Annotated in this window: 22 protein-coding genes; 7 read left to right on the top strand and 15 right to left on the bottom strand. The window is 36.3% G+C overall.

The genetic code is table 11. The features are described 5' to 3' along the window. Nucleotides 1-241: 241 nt before the first annotated feature. From ACFQZ1_RS15805 to ACFQZ1_RS15815, 3 genes are all read left to right on the top strand, one after another. The gene (locus ACFQZ1_RS15805; RefSeq protein ID WP_377883145.1) at nt 242-601 is read left to right on the top strand and encodes an ArsR/SmtB family transcription factor; all 360 of its coding nucleotides are present in this window, start codon (nt 242-244) and stop codon (nt 599-601) included. Next, nucleotides 591-3,146 (top strand): heavy metal translocating P-type ATPase, encoded by a 2,556-nt coding sequence (locus ACFQZ1_RS15810; RefSeq protein ID WP_377883146.1) that lies wholly within the window; start codon nt 591-593, stop codon nt 3,144-3,146. Before ACFQZ1_RS15805 ends, ACFQZ1_RS15810 begins: the two co-directional genes overlap by 11 nt. Before the next feature lie 82 nt (nt 3,147-3,228). Next, nucleotides 3,229-3,813 (top strand): SCO family protein, encoded by a 585-nt coding sequence (locus ACFQZ1_RS15815; protein WP_377883147.1) that lies wholly within the window; start codon nt 3,229-3,231, stop codon nt 3,811-3,813. Between the two features lie 576 nt (nt 3,814-4,389). Here ACFQZ1_RS15815 and ACFQZ1_RS15820 read toward each other — a convergent pair. From ACFQZ1_RS15820 to ACFQZ1_RS15830, 3 genes are read right to left on the bottom strand one after another with little or no spacing between them, the layout of a single operon-like run. Then, complete coding sequence (locus ACFQZ1_RS15820) at nt 4,390-5,217, bottom strand: energy-coupling factor transporter transmembrane component T family protein (RefSeq protein ID WP_377883148.1); 828 nt, start codon at nt 5,215-5,217, stop codon at nt 4,390-4,392. Continuing rightward, the gene (locus ACFQZ1_RS15825; RefSeq protein WP_377883149.1) at nt 5,214-6,908 is read right to left on the bottom strand and encodes an energy-coupling factor transporter ATPase; all 1,695 of its coding nucleotides are present in this window, start codon (nt 6,906-6,908) and stop codon (nt 5,214-5,216) included. The genes ACFQZ1_RS15820 and ACFQZ1_RS15825 overlap by 4 nt, the downstream gene beginning before the upstream one ends. Nucleotides 6,909-6,918: 10 nt before the next feature. Next, nucleotides 6,919-7,470 carry an ECF-type riboflavin transporter substrate-binding protein gene (locus tag ACFQZ1_RS15830; protein WP_377883151.1) on the bottom strand — a complete coding sequence of 184 codons (552 nt, stop codon included), beginning with the start codon at nt 7,468-7,470 and terminating at the stop codon, nt 6,919-6,921. Nucleotides 7,471-7,887: 417 nt separating this feature from the next. Between ACFQZ1_RS15830 and ACFQZ1_RS15835 the strand changes: the two genes are divergently transcribed. Beyond that, nucleotides 7,888-9,549: a M4 family metallopeptidase gene (locus tag ACFQZ1_RS15835; protein ID WP_377883152.1), complete on the top strand. Its 1,662-nt coding sequence runs from the start codon at nt 7,888-7,890 to the stop codon at nt 9,547-9,549. Nucleotides 9,550-9,732: 183 nt separating this feature from the next. Here ACFQZ1_RS15835 and ACFQZ1_RS15840 read toward each other — a convergent pair whose 3' ends face one another. The 5 genes from ACFQZ1_RS15840 to ACFQZ1_RS15860 form a co-directional block, all read right to left on the bottom strand. After that, nucleotides 9,733-10,167, bottom strand: coding sequence for an NUDIX hydrolase (locus tag ACFQZ1_RS15840; RefSeq protein WP_377883153.1), 435 nt, complete (start codon nt 10,165-10,167; stop codon nt 9,733-9,735). A 205-nt stretch (nt 10,168-10,372) separates the two neighbouring features. After that, entirely contained in the window at nt 10,373-11,269 is an 897-nt protein-coding gene (locus ACFQZ1_RS15845) for a manganese catalase family protein (protein ID WP_377883154.1), read from the bottom strand. Nucleotides 11,270-11,346: 77 nt separating this feature from the next. Further along, nucleotides 11,347-11,604 (bottom strand): YuzF family protein, encoded by a 258-nt coding sequence (locus ACFQZ1_RS15850; protein ID WP_377883156.1) that lies wholly within the window; start codon nt 11,602-11,604, stop codon nt 11,347-11,349. A 140-nt stretch (nt 11,605-11,744) separates the two neighbouring features. After that, the gene (gene bshB2 / locus ACFQZ1_RS15855; protein ID WP_377883158.1) at nt 11,745-12,410 is read right to left on the bottom strand and encodes a bacillithiol biosynthesis deacetylase BshB2; all 666 of its coding nucleotides are present in this window, start codon (nt 12,408-12,410) and stop codon (nt 11,745-11,747) included. Nucleotides 12,411-12,422: 12 nt separating this feature from the next. After that, nucleotides 12,423-12,773, bottom strand: a complete 351-nt coding sequence (locus ACFQZ1_RS15860) for a YojF family protein (RefSeq protein WP_377883159.1) — start codon at nt 12,771-12,773, stop codon at nt 12,423-12,425. 266 nt (nt 12,774-13,039) lie between these two features. On the opposite strand from ACFQZ1_RS15860, the gene ACFQZ1_RS15865 reads away from it, so the two are divergent. Next, the gene (locus ACFQZ1_RS15865) at nt 13,040-14,365 is read left to right on the top strand and encodes an ArsB/NhaD family transporter (RefSeq protein WP_377883160.1); all 1,326 of its coding nucleotides are present in this window, start codon (nt 13,040-13,042) and stop codon (nt 14,363-14,365) included. Between the two features lie 35 nt (nt 14,366-14,400). Here ACFQZ1_RS15865 and ACFQZ1_RS15870 read toward each other — a convergent pair whose 3' ends face one another. The 7 genes from ACFQZ1_RS15870 to ACFQZ1_RS15900 all read right to left on the bottom strand — a co-directional run bounded on the left by ACFQZ1_RS15870 (nt 14,401) and on the right by ACFQZ1_RS15900 (nt 21,188). Continuing rightward, nucleotides 14,401-14,628 (bottom strand): hypothetical protein, encoded by a 228-nt coding sequence (locus ACFQZ1_RS15870; protein WP_377883161.1) that lies wholly within the window; start codon nt 14,626-14,628, stop codon nt 14,401-14,403. Nucleotides 14,629-14,642: 14 nt separating this feature from the next. Next, nucleotides 14,643-15,902 carry a threonine ammonia-lyase IlvA gene (gene ilvA, locus ACFQZ1_RS15875; RefSeq protein ID WP_377883163.1) on the bottom strand — a complete coding sequence of 420 codons (1,260 nt, stop codon included), beginning with the start codon at nt 15,900-15,902 and terminating at the stop codon, nt 14,643-14,645. Nucleotides 15,903-16,104: 202 nt separating this feature from the next. After that, the gene (locus ACFQZ1_RS15880; RefSeq protein ID WP_377883165.1) at nt 16,105-16,806 is read right to left on the bottom strand and encodes an MgtC/SapB family protein; all 702 of its coding nucleotides are present in this window, start codon (nt 16,804-16,806) and stop codon (nt 16,105-16,107) included. 178 nt (nt 16,807-16,984) lie between these two features. Continuing rightward, a complete protein-coding gene (locus tag ACFQZ1_RS15885; protein WP_377883274.1) occupies nt 16,985-18,181 on the bottom strand; it encodes a multidrug effflux MFS transporter in 1,197 nt (398 codons plus the stop codon). A 441-nt stretch (nt 18,182-18,622) separates the two neighbouring features. After that, nucleotides 18,623-20,071 (bottom strand): M36 family metallopeptidase, encoded by a 1,449-nt coding sequence (locus ACFQZ1_RS15890; RefSeq protein ID WP_377883275.1) that lies wholly within the window; start codon nt 20,069-20,071, stop codon nt 18,623-18,625. Nucleotides 20,072-20,326: 255 nt separating this feature from the next. Then, nucleotides 20,327-20,608 carry a hypothetical protein gene (locus ACFQZ1_RS15895; protein WP_377883276.1) on the bottom strand — a complete coding sequence of 94 codons (282 nt, stop codon included), beginning with the start codon at nt 20,606-20,608 and terminating at the stop codon, nt 20,327-20,329. Nucleotides 20,609-20,615: 7 nt separating this feature from the next. Continuing rightward, entirely contained in the window at nt 20,616-21,188 is a 573-nt protein-coding gene (locus tag ACFQZ1_RS15900) for a MarR family winged helix-turn-helix transcriptional regulator (protein WP_377883167.1), read from the bottom strand. 276 nt (nt 21,189-21,464) lie between these two features. Here ACFQZ1_RS15900 and ACFQZ1_RS15905 point away from each other — a divergent pair, with 276 nt between their 5' ends. Further along, nucleotides 21,465-21,983 carry a GNAT family N-acetyltransferase gene (locus ACFQZ1_RS15905; protein WP_377883168.1) on the top strand — a complete coding sequence of 173 codons (519 nt, stop codon included), beginning with the start codon at nt 21,465-21,467 and terminating at the stop codon, nt 21,981-21,983. 124 nt (nt 21,984-22,107) lie between these two features. Further along, nucleotides 22,108-22,485: a DinB family protein gene (locus ACFQZ1_RS15910; protein WP_377883169.1), complete on the top strand. Its 378-nt coding sequence runs from the start codon at nt 22,108-22,110 to the stop codon at nt 22,483-22,485. Nucleotides 22,486-22,591: the final 106 nt, after the last annotated feature.

Here is a 22,591-nt window from a genome sequence, read left to right on the forward strand (position 1 = left end):
ATATTCATATGTTTTCGTTCATTATAACAATTCCTTTTTACAAGTCAAGGGATCTTTGTCCAATTGTTCATAACATATATGTCTGTAAAAATCCTATTTATTCTTATCTGCTCACAGTAAAAATAAAGCAAAGAATATTTTTCAGAATTTTTTAGAAATTTTGACACACATATTAGTCAATGCTAATATGAATGAAGAATAAACATATTAGTAATGACTAATACGAATGGAGTGAATAGAATTGTGCAATCCAAATGATTTAGATATAAAAGCCAAATTTATTCGTGGCTTTGCTGATAAAACAAGGCTGCAGATTCTTCAATGTATGATGGATGGTGAAAAAACGGTATCTGAAATTGTAGAAATGATCCAAGGAAATCAATCAAATATATCCCAACACCTAAACTGTTTAAAAGGGTGCGGTATTATCCTTGGTAGACAAGAAGGAAAGTATGTCTATTATTCTTTGCGAAATGCACAAATCGAACAGCTACTTACAATGTTTGATGTTGTATTTCATGAAGTACAGAACGAGGTAGCATCATGTGATAAAAACGATGCATGCCTATCTCAAAAAGGAGAGAATTGTCATGACAGATAAGAAAGAGAAGCAGGCGAGTTGCTGTCAAACCTCTTCGAGCAGTAGTTCTTCACTAACTCCTGTAAAAGAAGAAATAGTAACGGAAACGTCATCATGTTGTTCTTCTAAAAAAGAAATACCGCTTATTACCGTTGCTAAGGAGACTTCTTGCTGTAGTAGTAGCACTGGTACTGCAAACGAAGAAACAACAAAAGAAACATCATCATATTGTTCTTCTAAAAAAGAGATTCCGATTGTTCCCGTTGCTAAGAAGACTTCCTGCTGCAGTAGTAACATCGATACTGCAAAAACAGAAAATGACACTTCTAATTCTTGTTGTGGGCCCCAACCAGAAAAGGTATCTTCCTGTTGTTCTTCTGCGTCCACCACACACAAAGAAGAAGTGATAGCAAAAACTTCTTGTTGTAGTGATAATTCATGTGAAGACACATCACCTCATGATACTAGGGAAGTAAAAGGAGATGGCGTACAAACATATCTTGTTGGAGGCATGGACTGTGGCGCTTGTGCCTTAACAATCGAAAAACATTTACACAACGTGGAAGGTGTTCAAGAAGTTAGAGTCAACTTTGCTACAGGCAAAATGCAGATTCGTCATAACCGAGATGTAGATGAAATTATAAAAGAAGTATCTAACGCAGGATTTGAAGCCTCTTTAGCAGGAGTTCGTAGAAGTGCAACACCTGTTTCAAAATCAAAAAATACAACTTTGATTCTCTCAGGGTTATTTTTAGCTTTAGGATTTGGGGGAGGTTTTACAAACACACCACCTCTTCTTATTACCCTTCTCTATGCAGCGAGCATTCTAATCGGCGGCTATAAACCTGCGAAAAGTGCCTTTTATGCAATAAGAAGCAAAGCACTGGATATGAATGTTCTCATGATATCTGCTGCTATTGGCGCTGCTCTAATTGGTCAATGGCTAGAAGGCGCAACGGTTGTTTGGTTATTCGCATTAGGAGCAACTTTACAAAACAAATCTATTGAACGTACACGTGAATCAATTCGTGGATTGATTGATTTGGCACCATCAGAAGCATGGGTAAAAGTTGGAACTGAACTTATAAAAAAATCTGTAGATGATATTACAGTGAATTCAACTATTATTGTGAAACCAGGCGAAAAAATTCCATTGGATGGAACAGTTATAGGAGGTAATTCTACTGTAAATCAATCACCTATTACAGGTGAATCTATTCCTGTTGATAAACAAACTGGTGATTCTGTGTATGCAGGAACGATTAACGAAGAAGGTTCTCTAGAAATCATGGTAACTAAACTCGTTGAGGATACTACGCTGTCACGAATTATTCACCTTGTCGAGGAAGCACAAGAAAAGAAAGCACCAACAGAAGCATTTGTTGATCGTTTCGCAAAAATCTATACACCAATTGTATTTCTATTAGCAATTGGTGTAATGGTAATCCCTCCTCTCCTTGGCACGGGATCATGGATGGATTGGATTTATAAAGGACTTGAACTTCTTGTTGTTGCATGTCCTTGTGCTTTAGTCATTTCTACCCCTGTCGCAATTGTATCTGCTATTGGAAATGCTGCAAGAAACGGTGTACTCATCAAAGGCGGAACTGCCCTAGAAATTGCAGGTGCACTAAATGCTATCGCATTTGATAAAACAGGAACCTTGACCGAAGGAAAGCCAAAGGTAATGCAGACAAAAAGTCTAGATTGCTCTGAAAACGAGTTATTGTCAATCGCAGCAACAATTGAGGAATACTCGAATCATCCAACCGCAAGAGCAATCACAGTATACGCAAAGGAACAGCAAATTCTCATTCAAGAAGGAACAGACTTCCGCACAATCGTAGGAAAGGGTGCGCAAGTAAATATCAATGGTGAAACTTATTATGCTGGAAATGCTGCTCTATTCGATGATTTAGGCGTTTCCCTTCAAGGGTGGAAAGAACCAATTCAGGAAATGCAACGAGTTGGTCAAACGGTGGTACTTGTTGGAACAAATCATACGATTCTAGGAATGATTTCTATAGCAGATTCTATTCGTTCGACTACTTATCAAACCATTCAAGAATTAAAACAAGTAGGTATTCAAGAAACTGTTATGTTAACGGGAGACAATGAAGGAACGGCTGAACATATTGCACAGAAAGCGAAAGTAGATCGCTATTTCGCTAATTTACTTCCAGAGGATAAAGTTCGTTCTGTAAAACAACTTCAATCTGAAGGAAAAACGGTAGCCATGATTGGGGATGGAATCAACGATGCCCCTGCCCTTGCTACAGCAGACCTTGGGATTGCCATGGGCGGTGCTGGAACTGATACTGCAATGGAAACAGCAGATATTGTATTAATGGCAGATAACCTTGAAAAACTTCCTTATACAATGAAACTTAGTCGTAAAGCACTTCATATTATCAAACAAAACATCTGGTTCTCATTGATTATAAAATTTATTGCACTTGTCTTTATCTTCCCAGGTTGGCTCACACTTTGGATTGCTGTACTTAGCGATACAGGTGCTGCACTTCTTGTCATTTTAAATAGTATGCGGTTATTACGAAACAAGTAATCTATGAGGGGGCTATCACATAGCCTCCTTATACATAATGCAGAGATACAAAACAGATAGGGAGAAATGAAAGGGGATACATATGAAAAAGGTTCGTACTATTGGATTACTGATGATTGTCAGCATGATCATATTTTTAAGTGCATGTGGTGAAAAAAAATTGAAAGACCCATTAAACTGGAAAGTGGAGAAATTTTCGTATACCGATCAAAATGGAAAACCTTTTGGTCTTTCGAACTTAAAAGGAAAAGTATGGGTAGCAGACTTTATATTCACAAGTTGCGAAACTGTGTGTCCACCTATGACAGCCAATATGACAAAACTTAAAAGCATGTTGAAAAAAGAAGGAATCAAAGATGTAGAATTTGTTTCCTTCAGTGTAGACCCTACTGTGGACAAGCCAGAAAAAATGAAAGAGTTTATGGAACGTTATGATACTGATATGTCTAATTGGCACTTTCTAACCAATTACACACAAGAAGAAATCACTACTTTTGCTAAGAATAGCTTCCAAGCACTTGTAGATAAGCCAGCAAGTACAACACAAGTCATTCACGGAACAAACCTCTATCTTGTAGATAAGAACGGAACTGTTGTAAAGAGCTACTCAGCTCTTACAAAAACACCATACGAAGAGATTATTCAAGATATCAAAACGATTCGTTAATTTTCTTTATTTAACAACAAAAAGACAAGACTCTATGTATCATAGGGTCTTGTCTTTTTGATAAACCAATCAGTTAAAAGATAAGAATAGTATAACAAACGTTATATAACATCCATTATATGAGAAACTCTCTCAGCTAAAATTCACACAACAGGATCCAATATTGTCATTATTCCTAAAACCATCTAACTTCGTTCTCCCTTCTCCAACATCTGAACGGTACAGCTTACAAAAATCCCTACCAAACTTTGAAAGGGCATCTCAATATCTATACACTAAAAACCGAAGACCTTAAACTTGTCTTGAATTGTCCCTCTCTAAAAAACGAAATTACTTTTTACATACGTATTTGATTTTCCTAGCAAAAGACAAGAAGCCAGAAATCCCATGGGATAAGCCCTCTCTTTGTCCATCCCTTCGGTTTGGCGTTATTCTAGGGATACCCTTGCAGTTCAAGATTTGAAACTAGACAATATCTGAACGTACCAAAAATAAGAGGAAACAAATGTAGCTAACATTTTTCTTATATAATAAGCCCTTCATTTTCCAAAAAATATAAAATTACCCATTTATTATTCACAAAGGATACCAAAACGAATAAAAAATTGTGAGTTTCAAATAGATAGCAATACTTAATATGCAAGTCCCAATAAGAAGAGCCATATAATCAAGAGGCTGCATTTCCATCCTATAGTACCAAGTTCGCTTCTCCTTTTTTCCAAAACCGCGTAAATCCATAGCATTCGAAACCGTATCAATTCGATCCAATGAATGTATCACAAGCGGCCAAAAAATCGTCACTCGATTTTTAATGCGTTGAAAAAGGGTTGCTTCCCCTTTATAAAATGGAATTCCCCTTGCTTCCTGCGCATGCTTAATGAGCTCGTATTCCGTTTGTATATTCGGAATGTAGCGCAGTGCAATATTAACTGCATAGGCAATTTTATAAGGCATTCCAATTTTGTTTAAGCTGCTTGCAAATTGACTCGGATGTGTCGTGTAAATAAAAATAAGTGTAAACGGTAATAAAGTAAAATATTTTAATGATAGTGTCATTGCATAAAAAAGAGTTTCTAGTGTAATAGTCGCATAGCCAATATGGAGAAGTGGCGTATATGTGCCGGTTAGCTCCGACCCATGTGTTGGGGTAATGAATAAAATCATGATGGAATTTAGAATACTAAATGTGAGAATAACACTAAAAATAATCAACATGCTGCGCATTGGAACTTTTGCGATGCAGAGTAATATACAGCCGATTAGAAATAAGCATAATAAAATACGAAAATCAAAAAATAAGAATGTGAGAATCATCCATATAATAAATAGGATTAGTTTTACAGCGCCATCCATACGATGGAAAAATGATTTACCTTCTATATATAGAGTCCCCATCTTACTCATGAATGATCCCTCCTCCTTACTTCCATATAAGATTGAACAAATTGCTGCGGAATTGGCATATTTCCGTGTTTCGCTAAGCCGGTAAGTGAGCTCTCACGGAGGTTTGCCTGCTTTAAAATACGCTCGTTTGCCAACACAGTAGTTACTGCATCATCTGCAATGATTTCTCCATTATGTAGTACAACCGCTCGATTTGCGTATTCTAATGCTAAGTTCATGTCATGTGTAATAAATAAAAAAGCGATTCCACGTTTCACTAATTTTTGTATAAACATCATAAAATCTTTATAGTGAAAGTAATCTTGTCCTGCAGTTGGTTCATCTAAAATAATAAGTTTGGGATTTGTAACAAGAATCGAGGCTATCGTTAAACGCTTTTTTTGTCCATAACTTAATGCTTGTACCGGCCAATTTCGAAATGGATATAAACCGCAAATTTGTAATGCATTCTCAACTTTTTTCTGTATTTCTTCTGAAGCATTCTTCAGTTTTAAAGCAAATGCAGCTTCTTCCCAAACAGTTGCTTGTGTAATCATGTGATTAGGGTTTTGCATCACATAAGCGATGGCCTCTCCTCGCTTTCGGATTGACCATGCTGTAATATCAGTGCCTTCTAAAAGAATTTTACCTTGATGGTTTTTTTTCATTCCCGTCATGATATGAGCAAATGTTGATTTTCCAGCACCGTTATTTCCTAAAAGAGCGAGTACCTCCCCTTTGTATATAGACATAGTTATATCCTTCAGTGCAAAATTCCTGTTTGGATATACAAACGCTACATTTTCTATTTTACATATACATTCTTTTTCGGATATTGCTGTATGGATTGGGTTTTGTAGCATCCATTTTGATAACGTTTCATGCAATGTATGAGAATTAATATTTTCTATTGGATAAACTTCTTCATTCGAGAATGGATATTCCAATGTTTTTAATGCTTCTACGTATACAGGCTCCCTTAGCCCTACATTTTGTAAAATATTTGTGTGTAATAGATTAGCTGGTGCTTCGATTGCTACAATACGCCCATTTTCCAAAAGTATTATTTTATCTAAATCGAGATCAAGCATTTCTTCAATGCGATGCTCAATAATGACGATTGTTTTATTCGTTTCTCTATGAATCTTTTTCATAAGCTGGATTGCTTTTTTGCTGCTTACAGGATCTAAATTCGCTAAAGGTTCATCAAACAGCAAAATTTCAGCGTTTGTAGCTAGTACGCCCGCAAGAGAAACGGATTGTTTTTGTCCCCCTGATAAATCGTGAGGGCTATGTGAATGAAACTTAATCATGTCTACTTCTTCAAGTGAACGTTCTACAATTTTCTTCATTCCCCCTTGCTCCGCACAATCATTTTCCATTGCAAACGCAACGTCTTCTTCGACTGTTAATCCGATAAATTGGGAATCTTGGTCTTGTAGAATCGTTCCTATGTGTTGACTTAACTCGAATATACTCGTATGTCTAGGGTCTATACCACAGACAGAAAGATCCCCTGTACTTGTCCCTTCATAAGAAAAAGGAATGAGCCCATTGATACAATGAGCTAATGTAGATTTTCCTGATCCGCTTCGCCCAGCAATTAACACTTTTTCGCCAGGATAAATATGAAAGGTAATATTCTGTATCGTCGGTTCAGCCACATTTTTATATTGGAATGTGAATTTTTCAAAAGAAATAATGGGTTTCATATGTATATTCCTACTTCTCAATCTTTAATTGTGTATTCTTTTTATTCGCTTTCGCAAGTCCTAACGCAATTGGTAAACCGAGTATGAAAAATACGAGAACGTCTGCAATAATTGCACCACCTACTTGAATAGCAATTTTATCGAATGGTTCACCCATAATGAAAATGTCAAATGCACCAGCAAAGACGATTCCCAAAAGAATACCAATTACACCTGTAATAGAAAGGTAGATAATATCTCCTTTACTGTACGTTCCGTTTTTCACACTAAATGTAGAGCGCTTGTGGACAAATCCCATGAATAACCCTATGATTCCTGAACTTAACACCCAGCCCCACCAAATACCCCAACCAGCAATGGCATCTGTGATTGTATGACCGATTAGTCCAATGAATAAAGCTGCAATTGGTCCAAAAATAGCACCAAAAATCGTTAGTAAAGCAAGCGCTGGTTTAATAAAAGTATTCGGTGCAATGGAAAAACCCCATAATCCTAATACACCGTATATGGCTGAACCGATTCCAATTGCCACAACTAGTTTTGTTGAAAGTGTTTTATTCATTTGTATTCTCCTCTCATTATAGAAACTTACTTTGAATAACTTCTATCATTTAAATAGGCGCTATCAAATTGATATGATGCAGCGGCGTGAATTATGCTTATCATATGTACCGTTTGAAAAAATGAAGACAAATATCCCTATTTGCATCATACAGGGCAAAATGTTGTCCTCAACGATTTGCACATTTATCTGTGAGTAACATTTAATAACCGCTATAGCCCAAAGCACTGAATCGCTTGCTCGTTTTCTGAAATTACAATTTTCCCCTTTGAAAACCTAAACTTTTTAAATTGTTCATCAAAATTCTAAAAAACTTGAGAAAAGAATAATTTGAATTTTCAGTATTTTATTACTGAAAACTTAATGCTACTATTAATCTATTCTCTATTTCCAAAATTTTGGTTAGGGGGAAAAATTATGAAGAAAAAGAGTCTAGCGTTTGTGTTAGCGGCTGGAATGGCAGTGACAACGTTTGGAGGGACAAGCTCTTCATTTGCAGATTCAAAGAACGTACTTTCCACAAAGAAATACAATGAGACAGTACAATCCCCAGAGTTTGTATCAGGCAATCTAACAAGTGCATCAGGAAAGAAGGCAGAATCTGTTGTATTTGATTATTTAAATGCTTCTAAAAAGGATTATAAACTAGGCGAGAAAAGTGCAGAAGAATCTTTTAAAGTACAAAAGGTTGTAAAAGATCCTATTGGAGAAGCAACAGTGGTCCGTTTACAACAAATGTATGAAGGTGTACCAGTATGGGGCTCTACACAAGTAGCTCATGTTGGAAAAGATGGTATATTAAAGGTTGTATCAGGCACAGTTATGCCTGATTTAGATAAGAAAGAGAAATTGAAAAACAAAAATAAAATTGAAGGAAAAAAAGCGATTGCAATCGCTCAACAAGACCTTGGATTCATTCCAAAGTATGAAGTAGAACCGTCCGCAGACTTACATGTATATCAAAATGGTGAAGAAACAACATATGCATATGTTGTAAAGTTGAACTTCTTAGACCCAGAGCCAGGAAACTATTATTATTTCATTGAAGCTGATAGCGGTAAAGTTTTAAACAAATATAATACAATCCATAATGCAACAAATGACAATAAAGCTCCGGTTAAACCTGTAACAGGTACAAGTACAGTAGGAACTGGTATAGGAGTATTAGGCGATAAGAAGTCTATTAATACAACATTATCAGGATCTAGTTATTATTTACAAGATAATACACACGGTGCAACAATTTACACATATAATGGGAGCAATCGAACAAGATTGCCAGGAACGTTATGGACAGATACAGATAACGTCTTGAATGCTAAATCTGATGCGGCGGCAGTAGATGCACATTATTATGCAGGTGTAACATATAATTATTACAAAAACACCTTTAACCGTAATTCTTATGACGATGCTGGTGCACCAGTAAAATCTACGGTTCACTATGGTAAAAATTATAACAACGCCTTCTGGAATGGATCACAAATGGTCTATGGTGATGGAGATGGAACTACATTTATTGCATTTTCCGGTGGTATTGATGTTGTCGGACATGAGTTAACACACGCCGTGACAGAAAAGAGTTCAAACCTTATTTATCAAAATGAGTCGGGTGCATTAAATGAAGCATTCTCTGATGTTTTTGGAACATTAATAGAATACTATGATAATCGCAATCCAGATTGGGAAATTGGAGAAGATATTTATACACCTGGTAAAGCAGGGGATGCGCTTCGTTCTATGAGCGATCCAACAAAATATGGTGACCCAGATCATTACTCTAAACGTTATACAGGAACAAGCGATAATGGTGGCGTTCATACAAATAGCGGTATTATCAATAAAGCTGCTTACTTATTAGCAAATGGCGGTACACATTATGGTGTAACAGTGAATGGCGTTGGTAAAGATAAAGTAGGTGCAATTTACTATCGTGCAAATACACTATACTTAACGGAATCTGCAACTTTTAGTCAAGCGCGTGCTGCCTTAGTACAAGCAGCAGCTGATTTATATGGCGCAAGTTCTGCAGAGGTAACAGCTGTAAAGCAGTCATATGATGCAGTTGGTGTAAAATAGGTTCCACTCCCCTTTTTATAGTGAAAGAGGCTGTCCCAAAAGTGAAATTTTTGGGACAGCCTCTTCCTTCGTATATAAATAAAAAAGAAGAGTATTCAAGTCAACACAACCAAACCAATCAGAGGATTCTCTTATGGTTATATTAAAGTCTCTATGTATCCTAGTTATCAAAAATAAAACCTTTTATTGAGTACCTTCAAATGCATAGAAAGCCAATGTTTTGTTAATATCGGAATTTATTTTTAATCTTTCATATAAGGATGGCATTAATTCCTTTACCATTTCACTATCTGCCCATCTTACTTCTATAATATCATTATCAGGATCATTAATATTTATTTCACCCTCTATGATTTTTGCATGAAAAGTAATGATTAAAGCATGATGATCCCTTTCTTCAAAGAACATTTCCCTAATGGAACTCAATCCAGTAACAACGATTTTAAATCCGGTTTCCTCTTTTACTTCACGGATTACAGCCTGTTCTAAAGTTTCTTCTCCTTCAACTGCTCCGCCTGGGAGTCCCCAATAAAAAGAATCACCCTTTATATTTTTAACTATTAATATATTACCGTTGTCATCATGGATTAAAGCAGAAACTACATTAACTCTTTCCAAAACAATTCCTCCTTTTTCACTTCACTAATAAATTCGTTAAAAATTTACTAATTCCCTTTATGCTAATAATTCTCTTTATTTTACTGCTCTCTCATAAAAAAATTTAAAATTTCTAGCGACCATTTCAATTTCATAAAAAAAGAGAAGCATCGCTTTACGAATTGCTCCTCTACTTACAAAGTCATATAGACACCTTTCATTCCCTCTACAACCCAGCTGACCTCTGCAACCTTCTCGCAATTTCAAAGAAATCTTCCTGCGATATCCCTGGAGCAAATTCTTCTGGTAATTCATCTAATTCCGGAATTGGTGCACCTTGCGGGGGACCATCAACAACTTGAAGCGGCAGCCCATCTTCCGGATGCTTTCCTTTCCAAATTTTATTTAAATCTGTGTAATCATTATCACTGAAACGGTACAGTTTTAAGTGAGTACCTTGATCTTCAAAGCGTTTCGCCACATCGAATGCTTTGTTAGATAAGTTTGGAATTGGGAGCATTTTTGTCACATCAACACCTGTTGCTACTTCTAACGCTTTGGCGTATGCCAAAACATGAACGCCGCCGCGGACAAGTAAATATCCAATTGCTTCTTTTGCTGTGGGATGATCTGTCATTTCATAGACGCGCATTTTGTTTGTCCGCGCTCCGCATTCAAGGAAAAAGTTATGCAATAAATCAAGTACTAAGTTTCCGCTATTAAATACGTAATCTCCATTCCATGCTTTTCCCATCGAGTCACCCACAAGGGTAGTTTGTGCGGTTGAAATAAAGTGCTGTGTATTACGTTTATCTTTCGCAGCTTTCATTGATCCAATATCAGGATCTCCAGCATGCGTTGTTCCAGTTAAGCAAAGGTTAATTGCATTTGAAATCAATTCAACATGTGCAAATTCTTCCGCTGCTATATTGGCAATTAAATCATAAAATGGTTTTAATTTTTTCTTTCCGCGGAAGTTAAAAGATTGAAACATATAGTTATTTAGTGTAGACATCTCACCAAAGCGACCACCTAGCAATTCTTGCACTGCAGCCGCTGCATTTGCATCAGCATACTTCGGATCGGGGAGTGGGATAATTAACTTGTCAATTCGTTTAAACATCAGCATGAATCCCCCTTATCTTCATCATTGCCATCATTACTGATGTATGAAAGATTAAGGTTGTTTCATGCACATGGTCACTCCGGCATTACCCAAACAATTTGCTGCATCCGAATAAAGAAAGGTGTTTCCTTTTCTTCAATTACAATATGATCTGGCTTGACAGCTTTTAATACGCCATGTACGCTACCACGCATTGTATCTACAACGACATTTTTCCCAACAATCATTTGTAACGTTTGCACAACGTACGGATCAACATTAGAAATCACTTCTCCGTTTAATTGATAACCATTTCGAAAGTCTCCATACACATCTTCGTTTGAATAATCCATGATTATTACCTCCTCTTTCTGCAATTCGATTGTATTGTATGAAAGGGATTATATAGATGTGCCTATCTAACAAAAAACGAGATGCCATACTTACGGCATCTCGTTTTGTATCATAAGTTGGAAAATTTACTTTTTCTAACTTATGATTCCCATTTATACGTCCAAAATTGTTCACCTTGTAACCACTTTAATGTCGCTGGGTCTTGTTTTTTTAGCTTTGCTTCCATCTCTTCTAACATCGCTTCTGTTTGTGAGCGATGCGCACGAAGCGCTGCTAACTTTTGCTCTAATACGTCACTTATATCGTTAATTACATCTGGCTTTCCTAATACTTCTTCACGATTTTTCGTAATAGCCACTGCATGAATAACTGGACGTTCTTCTTTTGGCATACGTTCTACCGCACGAACAGCTGCGCGTCCAAATGCGTCATGATCTGGATGTACACCGTGCTCTGGGTAGAATGTAATAATTAAGGAAGGATTCACATCACGAATCACTTCTTCAATTTTATCCGCTACGAAATCAACATCTTCAAATTCTAATGTTTTATCATGGAAGCCCAGTAAACGTAAGTCTTCAATACCCATTGCCTGGCAAGCTTCTTCTAATTCCTGCTTTCGAATGCTTGGAATCGTTTCGCGATTTGCAAATACATTTTTCCCCATATTACGTCCCATTTGCCCAAGTGTTCCACAAGCATACGTAACAGGTACTCCATTATTTCGATATTGACGAATTGTTCCTCCCGCTGCAAATGATTCATCATCTGGATGCGGAAATACTACAAGTACGTGTCTTTCCATAATCTCCACTCCTTATGCAAATGGCGTTAAACTTAATTGCAGCGCAACTGCTAGACGCCCTTTTTCATCATGACCTGCTAATAAAAGACGATTTTTTTCATCTTTTTCCCAATGTGTCACACCTTCTGCATATACCCAGCCATGATCCATTTTTAAACCAATACGGTATGGATTCGTTCCCGTAATCTTACCGCGTTCAAAGCGAATCACTGCATTACGAATGAATGCTCCAACCGTCATCGTTTTTTCATTTACATGTGAAGCATATGCACCGTTCGTCGTTTCTAAATGAAGATATACATCATTATTTAGAAAACGTTCAATTTCGTTTTGTACGACAGAAGTATCTGTAATTATTTCCATCGGATTTCACCTCTTTTAATCAGTTTACGAAAAAACAATGTAAATTGCTATCTCTATAATAGAGGACAATGTGTACTTTGCATAATTTTTTGCTTTTTATTTTTTATATTTAATACGGTATGTGAAATTACAGTTCTTTTTTGTCTGTTCTGTATTTTCATTTCTTTCTGTATGCGAATTTGCTACAATAAAATTTATGCAGTTGAATGTATTTCGACAATTTTATACACTACCATGTATAGATACTTAAAAAGAAGGTGAACACATTGGAACATGCAGCACATGAAGTTGCAAACTGGCAATATTACTTTGCCATTGCTGTATTTTTAGTAACATACGGCTTTATTATCTCAGAAAAAATTAACCGTGCTGTCATTGTTTTGCTTGGCGCTGCCATTATGGTTATTATGGGAATTGTAGATTTACATACCGCCTTTACTACACATATTCAATGGGAAACTATTACCCTACTAATCGGGATGATGATTCTCGTACATATTACAAGTCAATCCGGTGTCTTTGAATATGTGGCTATTAAAGCTGCAAAAGCGGCCGGCGGAAAACCAATTCGAATTTTACTGTTCCTATCCCTTTTAACCGCAGTTGGTTCTGCCTTTTTAGATAATGTAACAACCGTTTTATTAGTTGTACCTGTTACATTATCGATTACACGTATTTTAAAGGTACCTCCTGTTCCGTATTTAATTTCAGAAGTATTATTCTCTAACATCGGCGGAACAGCGACACTTATTGGAGATCCTCCAAACATTATGATTGGATCTGCAAATAAGCATCTTGATTTTAATGCGTTTTTACTGAATTTAGCACCGATTGTTGCTATTATTGCTGTCGTTACATTACTTATTTTATATGTTATGTATCGCAACAAATTAAAAACAACAGACGAACAAATTCAGAAACTAATGTCTTTAAATGAAAAAGACTACATTCGTGATCGCAGCTTACTTGTTAAATCCTTATCTATTTTAGGATTAACAATACTTGGATTCATTCTTCATTCTATTATTCATGTTGATGCTGCTGTAATTGCGATGACTGGTGCAGTCCTTTTAATGCTAATCGCTGTAAAAGAGCATGAAATAGAAAATGTATTTGCTCATATTGAATGGGTAACAATTTTCTTTTTTGCAGGTTTATTCGTTCTTGTCGGTGCACTTGTTGATATTGGACTTATTTCCTCTCTTGCAAAGAAAGTATTAGATGTAACAAACGGAGATATTAGCCACGCATCCATCTTAATTTTATGGGTATCTGGTGCTGCTTCTGCCACAATTGATAACATTCCGTTTGTAGCAACGATGATTCCGCTTATTCAGAACTTAGCAAGTGGACTTGGACTTTCAGCGGATTCTCCGCAAATTGAAGTACTATGGTGGGCATTATCTCTTGGAGCTTGCTTAGGAGGAAACGGTACGCTAATTGGTGCCTCTGCCAATGTTGTTGTAGCAGGAATTGCAAAGCGTGAAGGATACGGCTTCTCTTACATGGAATTCTTAAAAATCGGGTTGCCATTAACCATTGTTGCACTGCTTTTATCACACGCATATATATATTTACGCTATTTAATGTAGAAAGGTTTGCAGCATAAGCTGCAAACCTTTCTTTTTCACCAAAAAATACCTATAATTGCAAGAGCCCCTAAAATTAAACCTCCAACTTGACCGATCATTGCTGGCGTCCATTCAATTCTCTTTTTCATTTGTACAACTGGTCTTTCATGCCGAAGTTGCTGCACTTCTGCTTGCAGTTGATGGATGGAGCCATGCAATTCTTTCACAAGCTCTTTTAGTTCTACTATTTCTTCTTCACCTGACTTCTTTTTTTCTAAATTCATTTTCAATACCCCTTTTAAATCAATAAATTGAATAATGTTGGATTGTGATTGATTTCCATATAACATACGCCCTGTTCTTCCATTCGTCTAATAAGAGGCTCATAATCTTCTTTTTGCTGAAGTTCAATTCCAACTAGAGCTGGACCATTATCTTTATTGTTCTTCTTCGTGTACTCAAAACGGGTGATATCATCATGTGGCCCGAGAACGTTATCTAAAAACTCACGTAAAGCACGAGGACGCTGCGGAAAATCAATAATAAAATAGTGCTTTAGCCCCTCATAAATTAACGATCTCTCTTTCGTTTCCTGCATCCGACTAATATCGTTATTACCGCCGCTCACAATACAAACAACTGTCTTTCCACGAATTTCATCTTTATACAAATCAAGTGCGGCAATCGGCAGGGCACCAGATGGCTCCGCAACAATCGCATTTTTATTATAAAGTTCAAGCAATGTCGTACATACTTTCCCTTCTGGTACAGCAACAATATCATCTAATACACGTTTACAAATCTCATATGTAAGATGACCAACTTGCTTAACCGCTGTTCCGTCTACAAACGAATCAATGTGCGGCAGCGTAACAACCTCTCCTTGTGCAAACGCCTCTTTCATAGAGGCGGCACCTTCAGGTTCAACCCCAACAATTTTCGTCAAAGGACTAATTCCTTTTATGTATGTTCCAACCCCAGCTGCTAAGCCGCCTCCGCCAATTCCCATAAACATGTAATCAATCGTACAATCCGTATCATGTAGAATTTCTACACCAATCGTCCCTTGTCCTGCAACCACATTTGGATCATCAAACGGATGAATAAATGTTAATCCCTGCTCTTCACAATATTTCATAGCTTCTCCGAAAGAGCTATCAAACGTATCCCCTTGCAGCATAATCTCTACATAATCTCCTCCAAAAAAGCGTACTTGTGACACTTTTTGACTTGGTGTTGTATTTGGCATAAAAATTTTTGCTGGAATTTGTAATTTATGACACGTATAAGCTACGCCTTGCGCATGGTTACCAGCGCTAGCGCATACAACGCCTTTTTTCAACTCTTCCATCGGTAAATTGCTAATACAGTTATAGGCACCGCGTATTTTAAAAGAACGAACAACTTGTAAGTCCTCTCGTTTTAAATAGACGTTACATTGATATTTCTCTGATAAAATAGGATCTCTCTCTAAAGATGTATTTCGAATCACATCTTTTAACGTATTATACGCTACGAGAATATCTTCAATTTTGATCATTTCTTTTACATTTTTCATATCTTTGACCGCCTCACTGTAGAATTTAAAAAGTATTGTTTTACATTATACAGAATAATCGAAATATTTCAAACGAAGTTCAAACAAAAAATGAATCAACACAGTGCATGTGTTGATTCATCCTTTCATGATGGCGTTTCCATTTTAAATATTTGACCTTTGACATGTACCAAATTTATTATTTTAATTTTATAAAAAAACATTAATCAACCTCTTGCTTAGAAATAGATTTCCATCCAGTAGCTGTAACGCCTGCTTCTAAACGAAGACCATTCACCACATTTTCAATAAAAGCTGTTTTCTTAGCATCACAATGGAAAACTGCTCGAATTATAGTTTTTTTACCTTCTTCAACCTCTTCACTATATAGTTCTCTCAACTCAATTCCTTCTGTATTTAACATTTGCATTAGCAACAACCTAATATGGACTTCGTCTTTATTAGAGCACGTTGCAGATAGCACATAATTCATTTTCTCTGGCATTTGATCAGTTGATTTTTTATTCATAAATAACGCAACTGGACGAAGAAAAATATTAGCTAATAAAACTCCAAACGCTCCTAGTATAGCTACTTTTAGAAAACCTGCTCCGACAAGAGTCCCCACAGCTGCAGAACACCATAATGTTGCAGCAGTATTTAAACCACGAATACTAAAGCCATCCCGAATAATGACGCCCCCGCCTAAAAAACCAATTCCGCTAACAACTTGAGCTGCAATCCGTGTTGGACTAGATTCTCCTGTCACAATGACTGACAATAAAACAAACAAGCATGCACCTAATGAAACTAAAGCATTCGTTCTTAACCCTGCCATACGATGAAGCCACTGGCGTTCTGTTCCAATAAGTGCCCCTGCCAATATAGCTACAAATATACGAAGTGCCATCTCATGCAGCATCATCTTTTTCACCTCTATCTATGTATAAAGGAGGATTCTATATAGATTCTATATAAAATCCTCCTTCTTATATTATACCTTAATTCTCATTAGCATGAATTTTATACTTCTATAAGTTTCCTACACGCTTGATGTTACACATAAATCAAACAAAAAGTTCACAATGTTGTGTATAAAACTTTTAATGATTATTTCGTTTCGTTAAAATGATAAAGCTAAGCATCGCACCGATATGACAACAAACAATTGTAATTCCCATTGGTACAGCTGTGTGTTCTCCTTGAATACCAACTAAAGGTGCTACTACAGCACCGGATATAAAAGGTAAAAGTCCTAATAATGCTGCGGCGCTTCCTGCTGACTTCTGCTGATTTTGCATCGCTAACGTAAATCCAGTTGTCCCAACAATTCCTACGCTAGAAACAATCATAAAGAAGCAGATTAATACTCCTATTAAAGAAGGTGCCAACAAAATAATAAGAAGAAGAGTGATGCCTCCTAGCAATGCAAAGAGAAGTCCCGCTACTAATAAAGTACGTTCTTTAATCCTTCCTGCCAAGCGTCCTGTAACTTGAGACGCAATAATAATACCAAAACCGTTAATTGCAAAAAATAAACTATATAATTGCGGTGAAGCACCAAAAATATTTTGAACAACAAATGGTGATCCTGAAATATAAGCAAACATCGCTGCTGTGATAAATCCTTGAGAAAGCGCATATCCCATAAATATACGATCTTGTAATAAACGTTTATAATGAGATAAGCTCTCTCCCCATCCGCCTGCTGTTCGTTTCTCTTCATGTAACGTTTCTGGCAAGATAAAAATAACACTTAATAACATAAGTCCACTTAATACACCTAACACAATAAACACCCAGTGCCAAGAAGCAAAGTTTAAAATTTGTCCGCCCATAATAGGCGCAAAAATTGGAGCCGCTCCGTTTACAAGCATTAAAGCAGAAAAGAATTTCGTGAGCTCAGATCCCGTGTACAAATCCCTTACAATCGCACGAGAAAGTACAATTCCCGCTGAACCGGCTGCCCCTTGAATAAAACGTAATACAATAAGCAACCATACAGTTGGTGTCAACGCACATAAGAAAGACGCAACCGCATAAATAACAAGACCAATTACAATCGGTTTTTTCCTCCCTTGACGGTCACTCCATGCACCAACCCACAATTGACCTAACGCAATTCCTAACAAACATGCAGTTAAACTTAATTGTGTAAGTGCGCTTGTCGCATGCAAATCGTTTGTTAAAGCTGGAAAAGCCGGAAGATACATATCAATAGAAAGCGGACCAATCGCAGATAAACTCCCAAGAATAATAGCTAACATGATTCGTTTATCTTTTGTGACTTGTACTTTCATTTGTAATTCTGTTTGCAATCATATAACCTCCTTTTTTATATCCCACCCATGCGAGAGGTGAAGTCCCCTATTCTATAGAGATGTCAGTTTATACTTCAAATTGCTCATATCCTTTTCATTTACTCTAAAAAATAAGAGTGTAGAATAATAAACAATTGTGTAACTATATTAGTTACACAATTGTTTTTTGTCAACACATTTATCCGATATTTTTCCAATTTAGCAAAACAAAAAAGGATATCAACAAATGCCGATATCCTTTTATCTTCTATATTTCCAGCCAAATTCCCTCTACATTTGTCGGCGGCTTCTCATACGTATCACTATGACAAGTATACATCGTTGTCTTATCTTCTATTACAATGCACTCCTAATTAATTACAAAATTCTGCTTCACCGAAAACAACATTACCTACTTAGAAAAAACACTCCTGACAACTCCTAATTCGTACTGATGCCTCGCGCCGTCCAAATACGATCAATTTCCGCGCCGTGCTGTCCTCCGTAAAGAAGAGCATCCGCTTGTTTAATTGCTCTCGCACCGTCATGGAACGTAGCATTAGGAGTAAGGGACCAATGCGACTGTAAAATAATTTTGGTCGCAATATCTCGTCCAAAAGCTTGCGCCATGTCATACTCACCTTGCGACCAAATTTCGCCGTCTGCATGAACTTCATTTACAATATCTTTCGGATACACTTTATTATTGTCCAATCTGCGAAGGCAAGTCGGGTTCGTATTTGAATAAGAAGTTGAATCCCATTCTCCGATACACGCTTTTCCGTAACCTGTATTTGATACGGCATCTTCATAAGTAGCTCCCAAAAAATCTCCAAAGCCTTCTCCCATAGCTCCGCCTTCCGAAGAATTCCCAAATCCAGCAACTTGATTATCTTGAATGGAATGACCGTATTCATGAGCAATGACCCCTGCATCTTCCGCATCATCAACTCCGCCGGAACCGAATGTCAGTGCCTTAGTCGTAGGAGAATAAAAAGAGTTATCGGCTGTAGATGTATTTACATTTGCTTTAATAGAACGGTTGTTAATATTATTAAAGCCCAGTTGTTGTATATATCGTTGCAAAGTATCAATGTGATAATATGCCATAACATCTTCAAATCTATCATTTGAACGTGTGTAATTATATTGAAGAGAGGCAGAATACGTTTTTACTTTCGACGCAATTGTTACATAATCTCCAATTAAATATCCCGATCCATTGAGGCCTTTTAAAGTAACTGTTTTGAGTTGATTATTCAAAGCAGCCGAGTCTGCATCATTATTATCAGCTAATCCAGCCAAACTTCCACTCGTTACTACAGGATTTGGAAGGAACACTTTTCCTTGTCCATCTACTTTTCGGTTTAAGTCTTTTTTCTTAAGCAACTTTCCGTTTTCCGCATCAATAAATGTTTCCCACGCACCGAACGGCTTATGAGAGTGGATAACAATCCGGTACACCGGAATTGCCACACCTTCTTCGATTATATACCCAAACTCACGTGTAGTCGGAGCCCATACATTTGTATCATCAGCTTCAATATACTGAGTAGATTTACCCTCTGCTTCCTTTTCACTCAGTTTTTGCTTAATTTGCTTAACACTCTGTACAGGAAGGTAATCTGAAACTGCTAGTACACCTTGTCCTCCTTTGTTGAGCGTGACTGTTACTTGTCTAGAAAATACAGGAGATCCATTTACTATTTGTTGAAATCTAACATAAGATGCCACCTGTGTATCTGTCGTAGAAACATATTGCAAATCTGATAAATCTGCCTTTAAAGAATACTGAGCAGCGTTCGCTTTTAAATATTCGGTTGCCTGTACTTGAGGCGAAACTGCCTGTACCTTTACTTGTGTTTCCTCTACTGCAGAAGCAGTGGACATAATACCAAAAACCAACGGAATTGCCGTTGCAACCGCGACAACTTTTTTCAACAAAACTATCACTCTCCAATTTTAAAATTATTTCGAACGTACGAATAATTCTATAGGAGATGATACTTTACCTTTCTAATTTCTATAAGCCTAATGAAAGTAAGATTTTCTCAATAATTTTGTATAATACAAGAAATATTTCAAAATCTATTATTTATGATAAATTGAAAAAATAGTATTTATAGTATGTATTCTTTTCTTAGATTATTTTTTGATAAGGCTAATAATGAGCAATAAGGCATTACTTAAAATGCTTACTACACCTATCCAAAACAGCCAATTTGTTGCAGTTAACCAAGAAGCGGCTATGATGAGTAGCGCAATGGCAATTGATACACAATTGCCAATCCAATTTAGTCTCTTATTGCGGTGAAATTTATGGTTGGCCTGAGAAATAGATTGCTGGACTGTATTCTTAACATAATAGATTTTTTCTTTCATCTTATTCTTCATATCTTTTGCTTTCTGATGAAGCATATTACTAATATAAGATTCATTCACTATCCACACCCCCATATCGGCGTTTTGAAAATTCAGCCAAGACTTTTTCCTGATAGGAGTTCAACTGTTTCTGCTCATCAACTTCAAAATTTGCATTTTCTTCAAAACCGTCTTGTTCTTCGCCGTCGAATCGATAGAGCTTTTGTAATAATCTCCAAAATGTTTCAATTTCGTCAGTCGTGAAATCGTGAAACATATCCGCTAAAAAATAGGTGGACTTTTCCGAACAAACAATTAAAGCTTTTTTTCCTTCGGGAGTAATCTCAATATTAATAGAGCGTTTATCTATTTTACTCGGCACAGTTTTAACATAACCTTTTTTCACAAGGCTTGTAATCAACTTGTTAGTGGTCTGCTTTGTTGTACCTAGCTTTTTAGCGATATTAATAAGTGTAGTTCTTTCGATTGGCAAATGTGCAATAGCAATCAGAGCCATATGTTGTCGGGCAGTTAATACCTCCATATATTCGTCCCCCCGAGTTTGAACCTTATTGACAACCGAAAACAAAGTCGCGTAACTTTGCTGCATAAAATGCAGTTCTTTCATTAAAAAGTTAATATCCATATTTAGCTCCCCTTCAAAATAGTCACCATGTTTACAAATACAAAATACTATATTCCATAAAATATGTCAACATGGTGACTATTTCTACTTGAACTAACTTTTCTAGAATTAACAATGATTTTTTATTCATTTCCCTAATTCTGTAAAAATGCAAAAAACCCCTAATGTTCTTTATTCTAAAATAATGAAACTAGTATCTTAAAACGTTCATAATATAAATAACGACAAAATTGTGTTAATATTATTAATATTCTTCACAAAAAAAGGAGTTTGAAAATGAATGTTTCATTAGTAAAACCTACACTTGCATTACAAAACGAATACTTAGATTTCTATCAAGAATGGAAAAATAGCGGCGAAGATATGGTACCTTGGGTCATTAGTAAAGACCCATCAGACTTTCATGGAATGGTTCAGTTTCTAGTAGATTCAGAGAAAGGTGAAAATCTACCTGAAGGTTGGGTACCCGATTCAACTTATTGGTTAGTTACAGAAAATAAAAAAATTGTTGGTGCTGTGAATATACGCTACCAATTAACAGAAAAATTATTGAATTGTGGTGGACATATTGGTTATGGTATTCGCCCTTCCGAAAGACAAAAAGGATACGCGACTACTCTGTTAGCTTTAGCATTAGAAAAAACGAAAGAATTAGGAATTCAAAAAGCTCTTGTTGTCTGTGATGAAAGCAATATCGGTTCTGAGAAAACCATTATCAAAAATGGTGGTATACCTGATTCAAATTATATCGAAGAAGATGGCAATGTTATAAAAAGATTCTGGATTGAACTATAACATTATTAATTTAAAAATCTTTATCTGTATAACCTAAAAAAGGAGGAGTACCCTTGCCTACATTAGCATCTCAATTAGAGAGTATTGTTTGTAGTGTCCCCCTAAGTTTGACTCCCTTTCTAATGTGGATGATAAACCTAATCCTTCAAAATGGTCTAAAAAAGAAATATTAGGCCACCTATGTGATTCTGCAAGTGTGAATCATAAACGTTTTGTTGAAATTCTCATTTCTAAAGAACCTATTACAATACATAGCTATAGCTATAATCAAGATTTATGGATGCAAGTACATAATTATCAGCATACATTTTCAACTGAAGAACTACTACATTTATGGATTTCATTAAACAAACGAATCATAAAACTTTTAACCAATGTTACAGAAAAACAATTGCAGCTTCCATGTAAAACAGAAGATCAAAACATAGTAACATTGGAGTGGCTAGTTACTGATTATATTGACCATATGAACCATCATTTCAAACAAATATTTGATGAATAATCCGAATAAAACGATGTGTACGAACAGAAAAAGATTTCAGCTTAGCACTGAAGTCTTTTTTCTCTTGCTTTATAAAATGTGCACTACTCATTTTCTACTTCAAACT

Origin of the sequence: Bacillus sp. CGMCC 1.60114 (assembly GCF_042676365.1) — a bacterium.
Taxonomy (GTDB): domain Bacteria; phylum Bacillota; class Bacilli; order Bacillales; family Bacillaceae_G; genus Bacillus_A; species Bacillus_A rhizoplanae_A.

What these genes read in the sequence shown, in the direction of transcription:
- ACFQZ1_RS15810 (WP_377883146.1), top strand. Translation starts at nt 591, where the DNA reads ATGACAGATAAGAAAGAGAAGCAGGCGAGTTGCTGTCAAACCTCTTCG.
- ACFQZ1_RS15815 (WP_377883147.1), top strand. Translation starts at nt 3,229, where the DNA reads ATGAAAAAGGTTCGTACTATTGGATTACTGATGATTGTCAGCATGATC.
- ACFQZ1_RS15820 (WP_377883148.1), bottom strand. Translation starts at nt 5,217, where the DNA reads ATGAGTAAGATGGGGACTCTATATATAGAAGGTAAATCATTTTTCCAT.
- ACFQZ1_RS15825 (WP_377883149.1), bottom strand. Translation starts at nt 6,908, where the DNA reads ATGAAACCCATTATTTCTTTTGAAAAATTCACATTCCAATATAAAAAT.
- ACFQZ1_RS15830 (WP_377883151.1), bottom strand. Translation starts at nt 7,470, where the DNA reads ATGAATAAAACACTTTCAACAAAACTAGTTGTGGCAATTGGAATCGGT.
- ACFQZ1_RS15835 (WP_377883152.1), top strand. Translation starts at nt 7,888, where the DNA reads ATGAAGAAAAAGAGTCTAGCGTTTGTGTTAGCGGCTGGAATGGCAGTG.
- ACFQZ1_RS15845 (WP_377883154.1), bottom strand. Translation starts at nt 11,269, where the DNA reads ATGTTTAAACGAATTGACAAGTTAATTATCCCACTCCCCGATCCGAAG.
- ACFQZ1_RS15850 (WP_377883156.1), bottom strand. Translation starts at nt 11,604, where the DNA reads ATGGATTATTCAAACGAAGATGTGTATGGAGACTTTCGAAATGGTTAT.
- bshB2 (WP_377883158.1), bottom strand. Translation starts at nt 12,410, where the DNA reads ATGGAAAGACACGTACTTGTAGTATTTCCGCATCCAGATGATGAATCA.
- ACFQZ1_RS15860 (WP_377883159.1), bottom strand. Translation starts at nt 12,773, where the DNA reads ATGGAAATAATTACAGATACTTCTGTCGTACAAAACGAAATTGAACGT.
- ACFQZ1_RS15870 (WP_377883161.1), bottom strand. Translation starts at nt 14,628, where the DNA reads ATGAATTTAGAAAAAAAGAAGTCAGGTGAAGAAGAAATAGTAGAACTA.
- ilvA (WP_377883163.1), bottom strand. Translation starts at nt 15,902, where the DNA reads ATGAAAAATGTAAAAGAAATGATCAAAATTGAAGATATTCTCGTAGCG.
- ACFQZ1_RS15880 (WP_377883165.1), bottom strand. Translation starts at nt 16,806, where the DNA reads ATGATGCTGCATGAGATGGCACTTCGTATATTTGTAGCTATATTGGCA.
- ACFQZ1_RS15885 (WP_377883274.1), bottom strand. Translation starts at nt 18,181, where the DNA reads ATGAAAGTACAAGTCACAAAAGATAAACGAATCATGTTAGCTATTATT.
- ACFQZ1_RS15890 (WP_377883275.1), bottom strand. Translation starts at nt 20,071, where the DNA reads ATGTCCACTGCTTCTGCAGTAGAGGAAACACAAGTAAAGGTACAGGCA.
- ACFQZ1_RS15900 (WP_377883167.1), bottom strand. Translation starts at nt 21,188, where the DNA reads ATGGATATTAACTTTTTAATGAAAGAACTGCATTTTATGCAGCAAAGT.
- ACFQZ1_RS15905 (WP_377883168.1), top strand. Translation starts at nt 21,465, where the DNA reads ATGAATGTTTCATTAGTAAAACCTACACTTGCATTACAAAACGAATAC.